Genomic DNA, 15,294 nt, shown 5'->3' with positions numbered 1-15,294 from the left:
GGCCTGGGCGAACGCGACCCGACTCGGGCGGATGTCGGCGGCGCCCGGTAGCCTCCCGACATGGTCGACACCGTCAGCCCCGCGCTCGCCCGCCGCATCGCGCTCGCCGCGCAGGGCATCGGCAAGCCGGTCTTCGAGCCGGGCGAGGCCGCCGGCCCGCGAGCGGTCGGCGGCGTGGTCGACCGGCTCGGCCTGCTGCAGATCGACTCGGTGAACGTGTTCGAGCGCAGTCACTACCTCCCCGCCTTCAGCCGCCTCGGCCACTACGACCGCGGGGCGCTCGACCGGCTCACCTACGGCCGGCGCGGCCGCACGGTCGAGTACTGGGCGCATCAGGCGGCGTTCATCCCGCGGCGGCTCTGGCCGCTCTTCGCGTTCCGCCGAGCCGAGTACCGCGACCGCGGCGAGGACTGGGGCGGCTGGGTCGCCGACGACCGTGGGCTCGCGGGGTGGCTGCGGTCCGAGCTCGCGGCGAAGGGCCCGCTGCGCGCGAGCGAGATCGAGCACGATGCGAACGAGCGGCGCGGGCCCTGGTGGGGCTGGTCCGACGTCAAGCGCACCCTCGAGATGATGTTCCGCACCGGTGACGTGGTGTGCGTCGAGCGGCGGCGCTTCGAGCGCGTCTACGCGCTGCCTGAGCAGGGGCTGCCCGCCGAGCTGATCGACTCGGCGCCGCCCGAGCCCGATGCTGTCCGCGAGCTCGTCGAGCTCGCGGCATCCGCCCTCGGCATCGGCACCGAGGCCGACCTCGCCGACTACTGGCGCATGAAGCGCGCGCCGGTCCGGCGCGCGATCTCCGAGCTCGAGGAGGCGGGGGTGCTCCTGCCCGTCGAGGTGCCGGGCTGGCGCACCGGCTCCAAGGCGACGCCGAGCTGGCTGCACCGCGACGCCCGCCGTCCGCGCCGCATGGAGGCCACCGCGCTGCTGTCCCCCTTCGACCCGGTGGTGTGGTTCCGGCCGCGCACCGAGCGCATGTTCGACTTCCACTACCGCATCGAGATCTACACGCCCGAGCCGCAACGGGTGTTCGGGTACTACAGCCTGCCACTGCTGGTCGACGACCGCATCGTCGGCCGGGTCGACCTGAAGAGCGATCGACAGGCCGGAGTGCTGCGCGTGCAGTCCGCCTGGGCCGAACCGGGTGCGCCCGCCGAGACCGCGGCGAGGCTCGTGCCGGTGCTCCGCCGCGCCGCCGCCTGGCAGGGACTCGACGAGGTCGCGGTCGCGGGTCGGGGCGACCTCTCCCCCGCGATCGAGGCGGAGCTCCGCCTGTCCTGAGCGGATGCCATGCGGCCGAACGGGGCCCGCGGGCCCGCACCCGCGCACCCGCGCACCCGCGCGCCCGAACATCCACACGTCATCGTGTGTCTTGCAATAGTGCGTGTTGCACAGTATCGTGTGAGTCATGAGCACAGACGATCCCACCGCCGGCCACCTCCAGGAGCTGCGCCGCGGCACCGTCGTGCTCGCCTGCCTGATCCGCCTGCGCACCGCCGACTACGGCTACGCGCTGCTCGAGTCGCTGAACGCGCTCGGCATCACGGTCGACGCGAACACGCTCTATCCCCTGCTGCGCCGGCTCGAGAAGCAGGGGCTGCTCACGAGCGAGTGGAACACCGACGAGGCGAGGCCCCGCAAGTTCTACCGCACGAGCCCCGCCGGCGAACGTCTCGCCGAGACGCTCACCGGCGACTGGAAACTCATCGATGCGGCGCTCTCGCGCCTGACGGGAGACGACTCATGACCGCCACGCTGACCGACCGCTACGTCTGGGCGGCCGCCCGCAGTGTCCCCGAGGGCCAGCGCCGCGAGTTCGAGCGCGAGCTGCGCGAGCGCATCGGCGACGAGACCGACGCGCTGCTCGAGCAGGGCTCCTCCCCCGAGGAGGCCGAGCGCGCGGTGCTCACCGAGCTCGGCGATCCGGTCGCCCTCGCCGCCGGCTACGTCGACCGCCTGCTCCAGCTCATCGGGCCGCGCTACTACCTCGTCTGGTGGCGGCTGCTGAAGCTCCTCCTCGCCATCGTGGTGCCACTCAGCGCCGTCGGGGTCGCCCTCGGCAAGGCGATCTCGGGTGCCCCGATCGGCGACGTGATCGGCTCGGCGATCGTCGTGTCGCTCTCGGTCGTCGTGCACGTCGGGTTCTGGACGACGCTCGTCTTCGCCGTGCTCGAACGTTCGCCCGCCCCCGAGGGCAAGCGCGGCATCGACTCGCTGTGGACGCTCGATCAGCTGCCCGCGAGCGTGGAGCCCGTGCGCACCTCGAGACTCGCCGACCTGATCGCGGCGGTGTTCTTCCTCGTGGTGTTCGCGGTCGCCCTCGTCTGGCAGCAGTTCGGCATCCCGTGGGTTCCGCAGCTCGAAGCGGTGCCGCTGCTCGACCCCGCGCTCTGGAGCTTCTGGCTGCCCTACTTCATCGCCATCATCGGGCTCGAGATCCTCTTCGCCGTCGCCGTCTACGCGATCGGCTGGACGTGGTGGCTCGCCGGCGTCAACGTGCTGCTGAACGTCGCGTTCACGGTGCCCGCGCTCTGGCTCCTCGTCGAGGGCCGCCTGTTCAACCCGGACGCGCTCGCGGCGATGGGCTGGCCCTGGGGCGACGCCGGTCCGATCGTCGTGGCCGTCGCAGTCGTGACCGTCGTCGGCGTGGCGATCGCCGATGTCGTCGACGGCGTCGTGAAGACCTGGCAGGCGAGCCGGGAACGCCGCACCGCCGCCTGAGCGGTTACTTGGGCTGCATCCGGATGGCGCCGTCGAGGCGGATCGTCTCGCCGTTCAGCATCGGGTTGCGCACGATCGCGCGCACGAGATCGGCGTACTCGGCCGGTGAGCCGAGCCGCGAGGGGTGCGGCACCTGGGCGGCGAGCGAGTCCTGCACCTCCTGCGGCATGCCCGCCATCATCGGCGTCTCGAAGATCCCGGGCGCGATCGTGACGACGCGGATGAGCAGCTTCGAGAGGTCGCGGGCGAGCGGCAGCGTCATGGCCGCGACCCCGCCCTTCGAGGCGGAGTAGGCGGCCTGCCCGATCTGCCCGTCGAAGGCCGCGACGGAGGCCGTGTTCACGATGACGCCGCGTTCGGCGGTGGCCGGACCGCCCGTGACGCCCGCGGAGACCGGCTCGGTCTCGGCCATCGCGGCGGCCGCGAGGCGGGTCACGTTGAAGGTGCCGATGAGGTTCACCCGGATGGTCCGCTCGAACACGTCGAGCGGGGCGGGCCCCTCCCGGCCGACCGTGCGGTTGCCGGTGGCGATGCCCGCGCAGTTCACGGCCACGCGGAGCGGGGCGAGCGCGCTCGCAGCCTCGACCGCGGCGCGCACCTGCGCTTCGTCGGCGACGTCGGCGGCGACGAAGCGGGCGGTGCCGCCGAGCTCGGCGGCGGCTTCCTCGCCACGGGGCCCCGGCAGGTCGACGAGCACGACGGACGCCCCGCCGTCGACGAGGGCGCGCGCGGTGGCCCGGCCGAGGCCGGAGGCTCCGCCGGTGACGATCGCTGAAGTGCCGGTCAGTTCCATTCCTGGGTGGTCCCTTCGTCGTGTTCGGATCGGGCGGCGCAGGCTCGTCGCCCGGAGCGGCGAGCGCTCAGGACGCCGTCCGTTCGATGATCATCGCGTTCGCCATCCCGCCGCCCTCGCACATCGTCTGCAAGCCGTAGCGGCCGCCGCTCGCCTCGAGCTGGTTCACGAGCGTGGTGAGCAGGCGGGTGCCCGAGGACCCGAGCGCGTGCCCGAGCGCGATCGCTCCCCCGCGCGGATTGAGCTTCGCTGGGTCGGCGCCGGTGTCGGCGAGCCAGGCGAGCGGGACGGAGGCGAAGGCCTCGTTGACCTCGTATGCGTCGATGTCGTCGTGGTCGAGGCCGGCCCGCTCGAGGACGCGAGCCGTCGCCGGGATGACGCCGGTGAGCATCGTCATCGGGTCGCTGCCGACGACGACGGAGGCGCGGAAGCGGGCTCGGGGCGGCAGCCCCAGCCGTTCCGCGGCGGCCCGGCTCATGATGAGCGCGGCCGAGGCGCCGTCGCTGAGCGGCGAGGAGCTGCCCGCGGTGATGCGCCAGTCGAGCTCGGGGAAGCGGTCGGCGAGCTCGTCGGTGCGGAAGGCCGCCGGGAGCCCGGCGAGCCCCTCGACCGTGGTGCCCGGCCGGACGGTCTCGTCGCTCAGGCGGTCGACGCCCGGCACCGGCACGAGCTCCGTGGCGAAGGCGCCCGACTCGGCCGCCGCGGCCGCGAGCTCGTGCGAGCGCGCGGCGTAGGCGTCGAGCCGCTCTCGGTCGAGACCCCAGCGCGCCGCGATGAGCTCCGCGGCGACGCCCTGGTTGACGAGGCCCTCCGGGTAGCGCGCACGCAAGCGCTCGCCCTGAGGGTCCGCACCCTGCAGCGAGGAGCCGAGCGGCACACGGCTCATCGACTCCACGCCGCAGGCGATCACGATCTCGGCCTGCCCGGCGAGCACCGCCTGCGCGGCGAACGCCACCGCCTGCTGGCTCGAACCGCACTGCCGGTCGATCGTCGTCGCGGGCACCGTCTCGGGAAAGCCGGCCGCGAGCACGGCGCTGCGTGCGAGGTTCATGGACTGCTCGCCGACCTGGCTGACGCAGCCTGCGATGACGTCCTCGACGAGCGCGGGATCGAGGTCGTTGCGCCCCACGATCGCGTCGAGGACTCCGGCGAGCAGGTCCACGGGATGCACGGCCGAGAGCATCCCGCCGGGCTTGCCCCGCCCGACGGGAGTGCGCACGACGTCGACGATGACGGCTTCGGTGCTCATGCCCTCAGCCTACGTCGCGGTCCCGCTCAGGGAATCGGGGCGATCTCGCGCTCGACGACCACCGGCACGCGCTCGGGGAGCACGACCGGGTGGCTGCCGGCCATCGCCTCGATGACGCGGACCACCTGGCAGGAGTAGCCGTACTCGTTGTCGTACCAGACGTAGAGCACGACGTCGGTGCCGTCGGCGATCGTCGCGAGGCCGTCGACGATGCCGGCGCGGTTCGAGCCGACGAAGTCGGTCGACACGACCTCGGGCGACTCGATGTAGTCGATCTGCTGGCGCAGCGGCGAGGTCAACGAGGTCTGCCGGAGGAAGCCGTTCAACGTCGCCTTGTCGGTCGGCCGCTCGAGCTGGAGGTTCAGGATGGCGAGCGACACGTCGGGCGTCGGCACCCGGATGGCGGAGCCGGTGAGCTTGCCCTCGAGCTGCGGCAGGGCCTTCGAGACGGCCTTCGCGGCGCCGGTCTCGGCGATGACCATGTTCAGCACGGCCGAGCGCCCGCGCCGGTCGCCCTTGTGGAAGTTGTCGATGAGATTCTGGTCGTTCGTGAAGGAGTGCACCGTCTCGACGTGACCGCGGACGACGCCGTACGCCTCGTCGATGGCGGCGAGCACCGGGGTGATCGCGTTCGTCGTGCAGGACGCGGCCGAGAGGATGCGGTCGCCCGGCTCGATGACGTCGTGGTTGATGCCGTGCACGATGTTCTTGATGGCGCCCTTGCCGGGGGCGGTGAGGAGCACGCGGGAGACCCCGGTGGAGCGCAGATGCTGCTCGAGGCCGGCCTCGTCGCGCCAGCGGCCGGTGTTGTCGACGACGATCGCGTCGCGGATGCCGTAGGCGGTGTAGTCGATCGACGCCGGGTCGTCCGAGTAGATCACCTGGATGAGCGTGCCGTTCGCGAGGATCGTGTTCGCCTCCTCGTCGACCTCGATGGTGCCCTGGAAGGGGCCGTGCACCGAGTCGCGGCGGAGGAGGCTGGCCCGCTTCTGCAGGTCGTTGTCGCTGCCGCGGCGGACGACGATGGCGCGGAGGCGGAGCCCCTGGCCGCCGCCGGAGTGGGCGATGAGGATGCGGGCGAGCAGGCGCCCGATGCGGCCGAAGCCGTAGAGCACGACGTCGGTGCCCTCGGCCGGGGCCGCGTCGACGTCGACGAGGACGGGCGCGAGCTCCGCGCGCAGGAAGTCGGCGAGCGCGGCGGCGTCGTCCAGCTCGCCCGCGGTGTCGGCGTAGCGGCTGACGAGGCGGGCGACGTCGATCGAGGCCGGGCCGGGGGCGATGTCGCGGAGGGCCTCGAGCACGCGCATGGTGTCCTCGAGGTCGAGCTCGACGTCTCCGGCCTGGCGCGCGAAGCGGTGCGCCTTCAGCAGCTCGACGGCCGAGCGGTTGATGAGCCGCCGGCCGTGGATGCTCGTGACCACGCCGTGGTCTCGGTAGAGGCCGCCGATGAGCGGGATCATCCGCTCGGCGAGCTCCTCTCGGGCGATCCAGTCCTGGCGTCGGGCTTCGAACTCGTGGCTCACGTTGCGTCCTTCTCGGCCTCGCGCGCGCAGGTGGGCAGCGTCGACCGCACTCGAATACGGGGGTGTCTGGGATTGTACGGACCCGCGGAGTGGGAAGGACTGGACGCGGCGGCACCTCGGCCCGCCATCAGTGTACCGTGCGTCGAGCGTCGCTCAGTTCGCGCCGCGCGCGGGAGCCGCCCGATCCCGGGCGGTCACCAGGCGGGCATGGCCGCGAGCATCGCGAGCATCGCGACGGCCATCAGCGGATGCCGCCAGGCGGCGATGCCCGGCTCCTGGCGGCGGGCCCGCGGCAGGTGCCGGAACGCCGCCACGGCGAGCGCGAGGGCCGCGGCGAGCAGGAGCATCCCGGTCACCGGCGCGCCGTGCCCGCCGTGCGCTGCACCGCCGGGCTCCATGACGGCGGCCCCCGCGGGCACCGCCATCCCGAACCACATCGCCGCCATCACGAGCGTCGAGCCGGCGTGCCAGGCGAGCTCGGCGCGCGCCGCGGCCGCGGTGCGACCGAGGAGGAGGCCGAGTGCGAGCAGGAGCAGCAGCGCACCCCACGCGACCGGCGCGAGCAGGGCGCCGGGGAGCAGCATGTCCACCGCGGAGACGGTCATCGCGATCGCCGCGGGCACGACCCGCTTCGGCGCGGCGCGGCGCACCACGGCGAGGCCCGCGCAGGCGCCGGACGCCGCAGTGAGCCCGAGGGCGGCAGCGGTGAGGACGGGGGCGAGCACGCTCCCGACGCTAGCGAGCGCGGGGGCGCACCGCAGTGACGCGGGCGCAGCGGCCTTGACCGCGAGCGCACCGGCGCCCGGCGTGCCCCGTTCCGGGGCGGGTGCCGTGCCCGCGGGAGCCTGCTAAGCTCGCCGCTACGGATCGTATACAACGCAGTCGCGTTCCGAGCACATCGAGGTGAACCCGTGCACAGCTCCCCCGCCGCTCGTCCCGAGCAAGGCCCCGTCTCGACCATCCTCGCGCGTGATTTCTCCGCCTTCCGCACCGCGGTGAGCGACTCCTTCGTGCCGCTCCAGGTGACGAGCGAGCATCCCGACCCGTTCCGCGGCCTCATCCGCGCGGCGAACGTCGACGAGGTGCACGTGAGCGAGGTGCGGGCCACCGACCACATCGTCGAGCGCACCCCGGAGCTCATCGCCCGCGGCGACCGCGGCTCGTTCAAGCTCAGCCTCATGCTCGCCGGCTCCGGCATCCTGATCCAGGACAACCGCGAGGCGGTGCTGCGCCCCGGCGACCTCGCGGTCTACGACACCAACCGGCCCTACTCGCTCGTCTTCGACGCCGAGTTCCGCACCATGGTCGTGATGTTCCCGAAGCACCTCATCGACCTCCCCTCCGAGGTGGTGGGACAGCTGACCGCCGTCCGGATGGCGGGCGACGAGGGGCTCGGCGCACTCGTCGTGCCGTACCTCACCCAGCTCGCCGGCAACCTCGAACAGCTGCACGGCTCCGCCGGCGTCCGCCTCACGCACAGCGCCCTCGACCTCGTGACGACCGTGTTCGCTCGCGAGCTCGACCTCGACCGCGAGGGCGGCGACCCGCACCAGGCGCTCATGCAGCGCATCCGCGCGTACATCGACGAGAACCTCGCCTCGACCGAGCTCGGGCCCGCCTCCATCGCGGCCGCGCACTACATCTCCACCCGGCATCTGCACGGGCTCTTCCAGTCGCAGGGCACCACCGTGTCGACGTGGATCCGCACCCGGCGGCTCGAGCGCTGCCGCCGCGACCTGATGAACCCGCTCTACGCCGACCGCCCCGTCGCGGCTATCGCGGCGCGCTGGGGCTTCGTCGACGCCGCGCACTTCAGCCGCGCGTTCAAGGCCGCCTACGGGCACGCGCCGAGCGAGCTCCGCACCCGCTGAGCCAGGCTGCGGGACCGCCTCCGGGCGCAGACCAGGCCCCAGGCTTGCCCGACTTTCATGGAAGTCGGGCAAGCCTGGAGTGTGGTCGTGGTCTCACCCGCCCTTGCCGCGCGCGGCACGCGGATTGACCAGCCCCGCACGATCATCCCGCCGCCCTTGAGGCGGACTCCGGCCCGGGCCGAGCATGGCTCGAACACCGACCGGAAGGACGCAGCATGACCGACACCACCGCCCCGGTGAAGGGCGAAGAGGACTGGCACACCTACGACGAGTTCGCGGCGGGGATCGACACGTACCGCCTGCCGAGCGGCTCGCTCGCCGGCCGCCGGGTCGGACTCTCGCTCGACGACGGCGAGCGGCTCGAGCTCGCCTTCGACGAGGGCACCGTGCGCTGGACGGGCGGCGGCGCCCTCGCCCAGGAGGCGCCCGCCGTCGACCCGTACGACGCGGTCGAGGTGCGCGAGGGCGTGCACTTCGTGACGCTGCCCCTCGAGAGCCGCGAGCGCGAGTCGATCACGGTCGTGCTCTCCGCGCCGACCGGCCGCGCGATCGTCGTGCTGAGCCGCATCGCCGACGACGAGACGCCCGACGACGTGCCCCGCGTCGGCCAGACTTTCTGGGCCGCGACGATCGACGGCGCCGAGCCGAGCGGCGACGCCCCCGGCCCGAGCCGCGACCTCATCGGCAAGCGCAACGTCTACCGCTACAGCCCCGAGCACCTCTACGAGCACGTCTACGTCTCGAGCCTGCGCTACGCCTGGCAGTGCCTTGAGGGCGTGCAGCGCGGGCACGGCGACATGGACCTCTCGACCGTCTGGAAGCTCGACGACGGGCTGTACCTGTTCTGCTTCCGCGAGTTCCGGATCGCCGTGGCGAGCGTGTGGCTGCACGACCTCGGCTACCAGCTGATGACGACGGGGAACTTCCTCGGACTCACCGGCGACGGCCGCAGCGAGCACTCCAAGGCCGGCGGGCACGTCTACCCGCTCGGCTCGGTCGCGTACCCCGACGCGCAGCCGGTGTGACCGGGATGAGCAACGCGGAGATCATCCGGGCGCACTACGCCGCCTCCGACGCCGGCGACCTCGCAGGCATGCTCGCACCCCTCGCGGACTCAGTGCGCTGGACCGAGGCGGCGGGCTTCCCGTACGCCGGAACGTACGTCGGCCCGCAGGCGGTCGCCGAGCACGTCTTCGAGCGCATCCAGGCCGAGTGGGACGACTACACGCTCACGATCGACGAGGTCGTCGACGGCGGGGACACGGTCGTCGGCATCGGCACCTACTCGGGCACCTACCGAGAGACCGGCCGCTTCTTCGCCGCCCGCGTCGCGCACGTCTGGCGGCTCGAGGCGGGCCGGGTCACCGGCTTCGAGCAGTTCACCGACACCGAGCTGGTGAACCGGGCCATCCGCCCCGCCTGAACCGGCCAGCACTCGTCGCCGGCCAGCCCGTCCCCTCCGGAGCGGGCGAGCCGGGACGCGGCGCGCGCGTCTTCCCGCTCAGGCAAGCGTCGTGCGCTGCACGGCATTCCAGGGCGCACGGCGCCGCTGGAGACTGCATGCCACGCACCAACGTCGTTCCGTGCCCGGATCGACGACGGATGCCGCGGTCGACCCCGCGGCCATCGAGAGGCAGGATCCAATGAAGCATCACCTCCTCGGCGCGACGGCCCTCGCCGCCGCGACAGCGCTCGTGCTCGCAGGCTGCGCCGGCGGCGACTCCGGCGGCGGCGACGGCGGCTCGCCCATCGTCGTCGGCTCCGTGAACACCAAGAGCGGCCCCGCGACCTTCCCCGAGGCGAGCCTCGCCGCGGCCGCCGTCTTCGACGCCTTCAACGAGGCGGGCGGCCTCGACGGCCGGAAGATCGAGTACAAGTCCCTCGACGACAAGGGCGACCCGGCGAGCGCCTCCGCGGCCGCCCGCGAGATCGTCGGCAGCGACGAGGCCGTCGCCATGGTCGGCTCGGCGAGCCTCATCGAGTGCGAGATCAACGCGCAGTACTACGAGCAGGAGCAGATCCTCTCGATCCCCGGCATCGGCGTCGACACCGGCTGCTTCTCGACCCCGAACATCGCCCCCGCGAACGTCGGCCCCTTCAACGACATGACGCTGACGCTGTACTACGGCTCCGAGGTGCTCGGCCTCGACGACATCTGCGTGCTGCTCGAGATCGCCGGCTCCACCCGGCCGACCTACCAGGCCGCGATCGACCGCTGGACCGAGGTCACCGGCAAGGAGCCGATCTACGTCGACGACACCGTGCCGTACGGCGCCTCGGACTACACGCCGTACATCGTGAAGGCGAAGGACGCCGGCTGCAAGGCCGTCGCCGTGAACCCCGTCGAGCCCGACGCCATCGGGCAGGTCAAGGCCGCCGCCGCTCAGGGCTGGGACGACGTGACCTGGCTCTACCTCACGAGCGTCTACAGCGAGAACTTCGCCAAGGCCGTCTCCGACGTCGGCGCCGGCGTGTACGTGCCCGCCGAGTTCTACCCCTTCACCGACGCCGAGAGCGACGTCAACAAGGAGTGGCGCGAGCTGATGGAGGCGAACGACATCCCGCTCACCTCCTTCAGCCAGGGCGGCTTCCTCGCCGCGAAGTACTTCATCGAGGTGCTCGAGGGCATGGACGGCGACATCACCCGCGAGACGGTGACGAAGGCGCTGCACGACATGAAGCCGATCGAGAACCCCATGGTCGGCACGCCCTGGGTCTTCGGCACCGCCGATGCGCACCACGACAACACCGCCGGCTGGCCGATCAAGCTCCTGAGCGGCACCAACGCGTGGGAGTCCAACGGGGACGACTGGATCGTGATCCCGGAGTGAGCCGGACGGCGGGACCGGCCATCCCCCCGGCCGGTCCCGCCGTTCGCTCCCCGACCCCTCCCTGATCTCCCGCTAGGAAGGAGCACGCCATGCTGCAGGGCGCGCTCGCCGGACTCGCCGCCGGCGGACTGTACGCGGTGCTCGCCGTGTGCCTCACCCTCATGTCGCGCCTCGTGCGCGTCGTCAACTTCTCGCAGGCCGCGACCGGCATGTTCGGCGGCTTCGTGGCCGTCTGGCTCGTCACCGAGACCGGGCTGCCGATCTGGCTCGGCTCGGTGCTCGGCGTGCTCCTCGCCGGCGTGCTCTCCGGCGTCATCGGCTGGATCGCCGCGACCTGGCTGTCCGAGGCCGACACCACCACGCGCTCGGCGATGACGGTCGGCCCGCTGCTGCTGCTCATCTCGCTCTCGTTCATCCTGTTCGGCAACAAGCCGCAGCCCTTCGCCTCGATCATCTCGGGGCCGGCGTTCACCGTCGGCGGGGTGGTGATCAGCCAGGTGACGCTCGTCACCGTGTCGCTCGCGATCGTCGTCGCCGTGGCGGTGCGGATCCTGCTCACCCGGACGGCGATCGGCACGCGGCTCCGCGCGCTCTCGGAGCGACCGACGACGGCGGAGCTGCTCGGCATCCCCTCGAAGCCCCTCTCGATCGCGGTCTGGGTCGTGACCGGGGTGATCAGCGCCATCGCGATCGTCGTCGTCGCCCCGACCCAGTCGAACGACGCGATCAGCCTCGCGATGCTGATCGTGCCCGCCGCGGCGGCGGCCCTGCTCGGCGGCTTCAAGCGGCTGGACCTCGCCGTCGTCGGCGGCCTCGTGCTCGGCGTGCTCTCGGGGCTCGTCGCGCAGATCGACGAGGTCTCGCTCATCCGCAACTTCCTGCCGTTCCTGTTCATCGTCGTGCTGCTGCTCTGGACGCAGCGCAAGGAGGTGTGGGATGCCGCACGTTGACTCCGGCCTCGCCCGCTCGCGCGCCCTGCGCCTCCTCTGGCCGCTCGCCGTCGCCGTCGTCGGCGTCGTCGCCGGCTACCTGCTGAGCGTCGGACTCTCGGGCTACTTCGTCTTCCTCGCGGTCTCGGCCGTGACCGCGGCCATCGCGATCCTCGGCCTCGGCATCGTCACCGGCTCGGCCGGCATGATCGCGCTCTGCCAGCTCACCTTCGCCGCGGTAGGCGCCTGGGTGGTCTCGCTGTTCAACGTACTCGAGGTGCCCGGCGGCTTCGTCGTCTGGCTCATCGCCGGCGGACTCGCCGCGGGCGTCGTCGGCATCCTCGTGGGTCTGCCCGCGCTGCGGCTGCGCGGCGTCAACCTCGCCGTCGTGACGCTCGGCTTCGCCGCAGCGTTCGACGTGACGCTGCTGCAGATCCAGTTCCCCGGCTCGAAAGACGGCATCCCCGTGCTGCGGCCCGAGGGCTTCTCGACCGACCGCGGCTACTTCTTCTTCAGCATCATCGTGCTCGCGGTCTGCGGGCTCGTGGTGTTCTGGCTGCAGCGCGGCCGCTGGGGCTCGAGCTGGAAGGCCGTCGCATTCAGCGAGCGCGGCACCGCCTCGGTCGGCCAGAGCGTGCAGCAGGCGAAGCTCACCGCCTTCGCGGTCTCCGCGGCGCTCGGCGGCATCTCGGGCGGCCTCCTCGCCGGTCAGGTGCAGCTGCCCTTCGCATCGAGCTTCACCCCGCTGCAGTCGCTCGCGCTGTACGTGCTCGCAGTGATGAGCGGCGCGTACCTCATCGACATGGCGATCTTCGGCGGCATCCTCTGGGTGCTCGTGCCCGAGCTGCTCAAGCGCTGGGGCGTGCCGCAGGACTGGGGCTTCGTGATCTTCGGCGCCCTCGGCGTGCAGGCGCTCACGAGCGGCACGAACCTCGGCCAGGGCATTCGGAACCTCTGGTGGAAGCGCGCGGACCGCCGTGCCGCGGCGGCGCGCGAGGCCGCCAAGGCGGATGCCGCGGCGCATCCGGCCGCGATCGAGCCGCCGGCCGAGGCATCCGCGCCGCCCGCCCCTCCCGCTGCAGCCGCGAGTGACGAGCCAGCGCTCTCGGTCACGGGACTCACCGTGCAGTTCGGCGCGCTCAAGGCGCTCGACGAGGTGAGCCTCGAGGTGCCGGCCGGCAGCGTGATGGGCCTCATCGGCCCGAACGGCGCAGGCAAGTCGACGTTCGTCGACGCGATCTCGGGCTTCCTGCCGCACGCGAGCGGCACCGTGCGGCTCGGCGGCACGGCGCTCGGCCGGATGTCGCCGACGAAGCGGGCCCGCCTCGGGCTCCGCCGCACGTTCCAGCAGGACCGCGTGCCGCCCGCCCTCACCGTCGACGCGTACGTGCGCTTCGTCGCCCGCCGCCGGGTCACCGCGGAGGAGGTGGCCGAGGTGCTCGACTTCTTCGGCTGCCCGCCCGCCCGCACCCGGCTCGCCGGAGTCGACGTCGGCACGCGCCGCCTCGTCGAGGTCGCCGCGAACGTGCTCGCGAAGCCGCGCGTGCTGCTGCTCGACGAGCCCGCCGCGGGCCTGTCCCACGAGGAGCACCTCGAGCTCGGGGCGCGCCTGCGCGAGGTGCCCGCCCGCTACGGCATGGCGATCGTGCTCATCGAGCACGACCTCGACCTCGTGCGCACGGTGTGCTCGACGCTCACCGTGCTCGACTTCGGCCGGGTGCTCGCGAGCGGCCCGCAGGACGAGGTGCTCGCGGACCCCGCGGTCATCAAGGCGTACATGGGTGAGACGGAGATGCTGTGAGTGCGTTGATCATCGACGACGTCGCGGTGAGCCGCGGCGCGGGTCCCGTCATCCAGGGTGTGTCCTTCACGCTCGAGCAGGGGCGGGTGACCGCCCTCGTCGGCCCCAACGGGGCCGGCAAGACGAGCCTGCTCGACGGCATCTCGGGAGTCGCGCCGATCTCGGCCGGCACGATCCGCATCGACGGGACGCCGATCGAGAAGCTCTCCCGGGTCGCCCGGGCGAAGCAGGGCATCGTGCACATCGAGCAGGGGCGGGCGGTGTTCCCCTCCCTGACGGTGCGGGAGAACCTCTCGCTCACCGCCCGCACGCCGGCGGAGATCGACGCCGCGCTCGCCCGCTTCCCGGAGCTCGAGAAGCGCATCGACGCGCCGACCGCGCTGCTCTCCGGCGGGGAGCAGCAGATGGTGGTGCTCGCCCGCGCGTTCGCCGCGCGGCCCCGCTTCCTGCTCATCGACGAGATGTCGCTCGGCCTCGCGCCCGTCGTGTTCATGCGGCTGCTGCCGATCGTCTCGGAGATCGCCGAGCAGGGCGTCGGGGTGCTCCTCGTGGAGCAGTTCACGCACCTCGCGCTCGGCCTCGCCGAGGAGGCGCTCGTCGTCGCGAGCGGCCAGGTGAGCTTCCAGGGCCCGGCCGCGACGCTCCGCGAGGACGCGAGCCTGCTGCACCGCGCCTACCTCGGCGGCGCCGCCGCCTGAGCGAGCAGCCGAGTTGCCCGACTTCCACGGAAGTCGGGCAACTCGGCTCGGTCACATGCCGGCGTGCTCGAAGGCGATCGTCGGCAGGTCGACCACGTGCGCGCCGCCGTCGGCGACGATCACGGAGCCGGTCATGTAGGACGACTCCCCCGAGCCGAGGAAGCGCACGATCGACGCGATCTCCGCGGGGGCCGCGGCGCGGCGCAGCGGCACGTCGGCGGTCACGGCCGCGTAGCCGGCCTCGCGCCCGCCCTCGAAGCCCGCGTGCTTGGCGAACTGGTCCATCTCCTCGTCGGCCATGGGCGTCTGCACCCAACCGGGGCAGACCGCGTTCACGCGCACGCCGTGCCGGCCGTAGTCGCGCGCGAGCGTGCGGGTGAGGCCGATCAGGGCGTGCTTGCCGACGGTGTAGCCGGCCACGGAGGGTCCGGCGAAGAGGCCCGCGAGGGAGGAGATCACCACGATCTGCCCCTTCGACTCGATGAGGGCGGGCAGGCTCTCCCTGGCCATCACAAAGGCGGTCGTGAGGTTCGCGCGCATCGCGGCCTCCCAGGCGGCGTCGTCGGTGTCACCGACGGCGGCGAAGCCGTGGCCGCCCGCGTTCGCGACGAGCACGTCGAGGCGGCCGTGCCGGGCGAGCACCTCGGCGACCGCGCGCTTCGCCGATTCGGCGTCGGCCGCGTCGGCCTCCACGGCGAGCGCGCCGATCGCGTTCGCGACCCGCTCGAGGGGTTCGCGGCGGCGGCCGACGACGACGACGTGCGCGCCCTCCGCCGCGTAGCGCTCCGCGATGGCGGCGCCGATGCCGGTGCCGCCGCCCGTGATGACGACGACCTTGCCCGCCGTCGATGATCCCGCGTAGCCCATGCCGGGCTCCTTCC

General features: G+C 72.6%; 15 protein-coding genes. 10 read left to right on the top strand and 5 right to left on the bottom strand.

The genetic code is table 11. The features are described 5' to 3' along the window. Positions 1-60: 60 nt before the first annotated feature. The 3 genes from QSJ60_RS08405 to QSJ60_RS08395 all read left to right on the top strand — a co-directional run bounded on the left by QSJ60_RS08405 (position 61) and on the right by QSJ60_RS08395 (position 2,718). Positions 61-1,278: a winged helix-turn-helix domain-containing protein gene (locus tag QSJ60_RS08405; RefSeq protein ID WP_285463286.1), complete on the top strand. Its 1,218-nt coding sequence runs from the start codon at positions 61-63 to the stop codon at positions 1,276-1,278. Positions 1,279-1,405: 127 nt separating this feature from the next. After that, a complete protein-coding gene (locus QSJ60_RS08400; RefSeq protein ID WP_285463285.1) occupies positions 1,406-1,744 on the top strand; it encodes a PadR family transcriptional regulator in 339 nt (112 codons plus the stop codon). Beyond that, positions 1,741-2,718: a permease prefix domain 1-containing protein gene (locus QSJ60_RS08395; RefSeq protein ID WP_285463284.1), complete on the top strand. Its 978-nt coding sequence runs from the start codon at positions 1,741-1,743 to the stop codon at positions 2,716-2,718. The genes QSJ60_RS08400 and QSJ60_RS08395 overlap by 4 nt, the downstream gene beginning before the upstream one ends. Before the next feature lie 4 nt (positions 2,719-2,722). Here the strand turns inward: QSJ60_RS08395 and QSJ60_RS08390 are convergent, their stop codons facing one another. From QSJ60_RS08390 to QSJ60_RS08375, 4 genes are all read right to left on the bottom strand, one after another. Beyond that, complete coding sequence (locus QSJ60_RS08390; RefSeq protein WP_285463283.1) at positions 2,723-3,511, bottom strand: SDR family NAD(P)-dependent oxidoreductase; 789 nt, start codon at positions 3,509-3,511, stop codon at positions 2,723-2,725. Positions 3,512-3,578: 67 nt separating this feature from the next. After that, positions 3,579-4,760: a thiolase family protein gene (locus QSJ60_RS08385; RefSeq protein WP_285463282.1), complete on the bottom strand. Its 1,182-nt coding sequence runs from the start codon at positions 4,758-4,760 to the stop codon at positions 3,579-3,581. Between the two features lie 26 nt (positions 4,761-4,786). Then, positions 4,787-6,283 carry a glyceraldehyde-3-phosphate dehydrogenase gene (locus QSJ60_RS08380; RefSeq protein WP_285463281.1) on the bottom strand — a complete coding sequence of 499 codons (1,497 nt, stop codon included), beginning with the start codon at positions 6,281-6,283 and terminating at the stop codon, positions 4,787-4,789. A gap of 194 nt (positions 6,284-6,477) precedes the next feature. Next, on the bottom strand, positions 6,478-7,008 hold the full coding sequence (locus QSJ60_RS08375) for a hypothetical protein (protein ID WP_285463280.1): 531 nt from the start codon (positions 7,006-7,008) through the stop codon (positions 6,478-6,480). A gap of 186 nt (positions 7,009-7,194) precedes the next feature. On the opposite strand from QSJ60_RS08375, the gene QSJ60_RS08370 reads away from it, so the two are divergent. The 7 genes from QSJ60_RS08370 to QSJ60_RS08340 all read left to right on the top strand — a co-directional run bounded on the left by QSJ60_RS08370 (position 7,195) and on the right by QSJ60_RS08340 (position 14,413). Continuing rightward, complete coding sequence (locus QSJ60_RS08370; RefSeq protein WP_285463279.1) at positions 7,195-8,154, top strand: AraC-like ligand-binding domain-containing protein; 960 nt, start codon at positions 7,195-7,197, stop codon at positions 8,152-8,154. Between the two features lie 215 nt (positions 8,155-8,369). Continuing rightward, a complete protein-coding gene (locus tag QSJ60_RS08365; protein ID WP_230766321.1) occupies positions 8,370-9,179 on the top strand; it encodes a MoaF C-terminal domain-containing protein in 810 nt (269 codons plus the stop codon). Between the two features lie 5 nt (positions 9,180-9,184). Next, positions 9,185-9,577, top strand: coding sequence for a nuclear transport factor 2 family protein (locus tag QSJ60_RS08360; RefSeq protein WP_230766323.1), 393 nt, complete (start codon positions 9,185-9,187; stop codon positions 9,575-9,577). A 220-nt stretch (positions 9,578-9,797) separates the two neighbouring features. Then, complete coding sequence (locus QSJ60_RS08355; RefSeq protein ID WP_230766325.1) at positions 9,798-10,985, top strand: ABC transporter substrate-binding protein; 1,188 nt, start codon at positions 9,798-9,800, stop codon at positions 10,983-10,985. A gap of 89 nt (positions 10,986-11,074) precedes the next feature. Further along, entirely contained in the window at positions 11,075-11,935 is an 861-nt protein-coding gene (locus QSJ60_RS08350; protein ID WP_189084483.1) for a branched-chain amino acid ABC transporter permease, read from the top strand. Further along, positions 11,922-13,715 (top strand): branched-chain amino acid ABC transporter ATP-binding protein/permease, encoded by a 1,794-nt coding sequence (locus QSJ60_RS08345; protein WP_285463278.1) that lies wholly within the window; start codon positions 11,922-11,924, stop codon positions 13,713-13,715. The genes QSJ60_RS08350 and QSJ60_RS08345 overlap by 14 nt, the downstream gene beginning before the upstream one ends. Then, entirely contained in the window at positions 13,712-14,413 is a 702-nt protein-coding gene (locus tag QSJ60_RS08340) for an ABC transporter ATP-binding protein (protein ID WP_285463277.1), read from the top strand. Before QSJ60_RS08345 ends, QSJ60_RS08340 begins: the two co-directional genes overlap by 4 nt. Positions 14,414-14,464: 51 nt before the next feature. On the opposite strand, the gene QSJ60_RS08335 is transcribed toward QSJ60_RS08340, so the two are convergent. Then, entirely contained in the window at positions 14,465-15,280 is an 816-nt protein-coding gene (locus QSJ60_RS08335) for an SDR family NAD(P)-dependent oxidoreductase (protein WP_285463276.1), read from the bottom strand. Positions 15,281-15,294 lie beyond the last annotated feature (14 nt).

This window comes from Agromyces sp. NBRC 114283 (assembly GCF_030268405.1).
Taxonomy (GTDB): Bacteria; Actinomycetota; Actinomycetes; order Actinomycetales; family Microbacteriaceae; genus Agromyces; species Agromyces mediolanus.
Note: the sequence above shows the minus strand (reverse complement) of the source record. Positions and strands in the feature narration are given on the sequence as shown.

Coding starts and splice junctions, on each gene's coding strand:
- QSJ60_RS08405 (WP_285463286.1), top strand. CDS start 61: ATGGTCGACACCGTCAGCCCCGCGCTCGCCCGCCGCATCGCGCTCGCC.
- QSJ60_RS08400 (WP_285463285.1), top strand. CDS start 1,406: ATGAGCACAGACGATCCCACCGCCGGCCACCTCCAGGAGCTGCGCCGC.
- QSJ60_RS08395 (WP_285463284.1), top strand. CDS start 1,741: ATGACCGCCACGCTGACCGACCGCTACGTCTGGGCGGCCGCCCGCAGT.
- QSJ60_RS08390 (WP_285463283.1), bottom strand. CDS start 3,511: ATGGAACTGACCGGCACTTCAGCGATCGTCACCGGCGGAGCCTCCGGC.
- QSJ60_RS08385 (WP_285463282.1), bottom strand. CDS start 4,760: ATGAGCACCGAAGCCGTCATCGTCGACGTCGTGCGCACTCCCGTCGGG.
- QSJ60_RS08365 (WP_230766321.1), top strand. CDS start 8,370: ATGACCGACACCACCGCCCCGGTGAAGGGCGAAGAGGACTGGCACACC.
- QSJ60_RS08360 (WP_230766323.1), top strand. CDS start 9,185: ATGAGCAACGCGGAGATCATCCGGGCGCACTACGCCGCCTCCGACGCC.
- QSJ60_RS08355 (WP_230766325.1), top strand. CDS start 9,798: ATGAAGCATCACCTCCTCGGCGCGACGGCCCTCGCCGCCGCGACAGCG.
- QSJ60_RS08350 (WP_189084483.1), top strand. CDS start 11,075: ATGCTGCAGGGCGCGCTCGCCGGACTCGCCGCCGGCGGACTGTACGCG.
- QSJ60_RS08345 (WP_285463278.1), top strand. CDS start 11,922: ATGCCGCACGTTGACTCCGGCCTCGCCCGCTCGCGCGCCCTGCGCCTC.
- QSJ60_RS08335 (WP_285463276.1), bottom strand. CDS start 15,280: ATGGGCTACGCGGGATCATCGACGGCGGGCAAGGTCGTCGTCATCACG.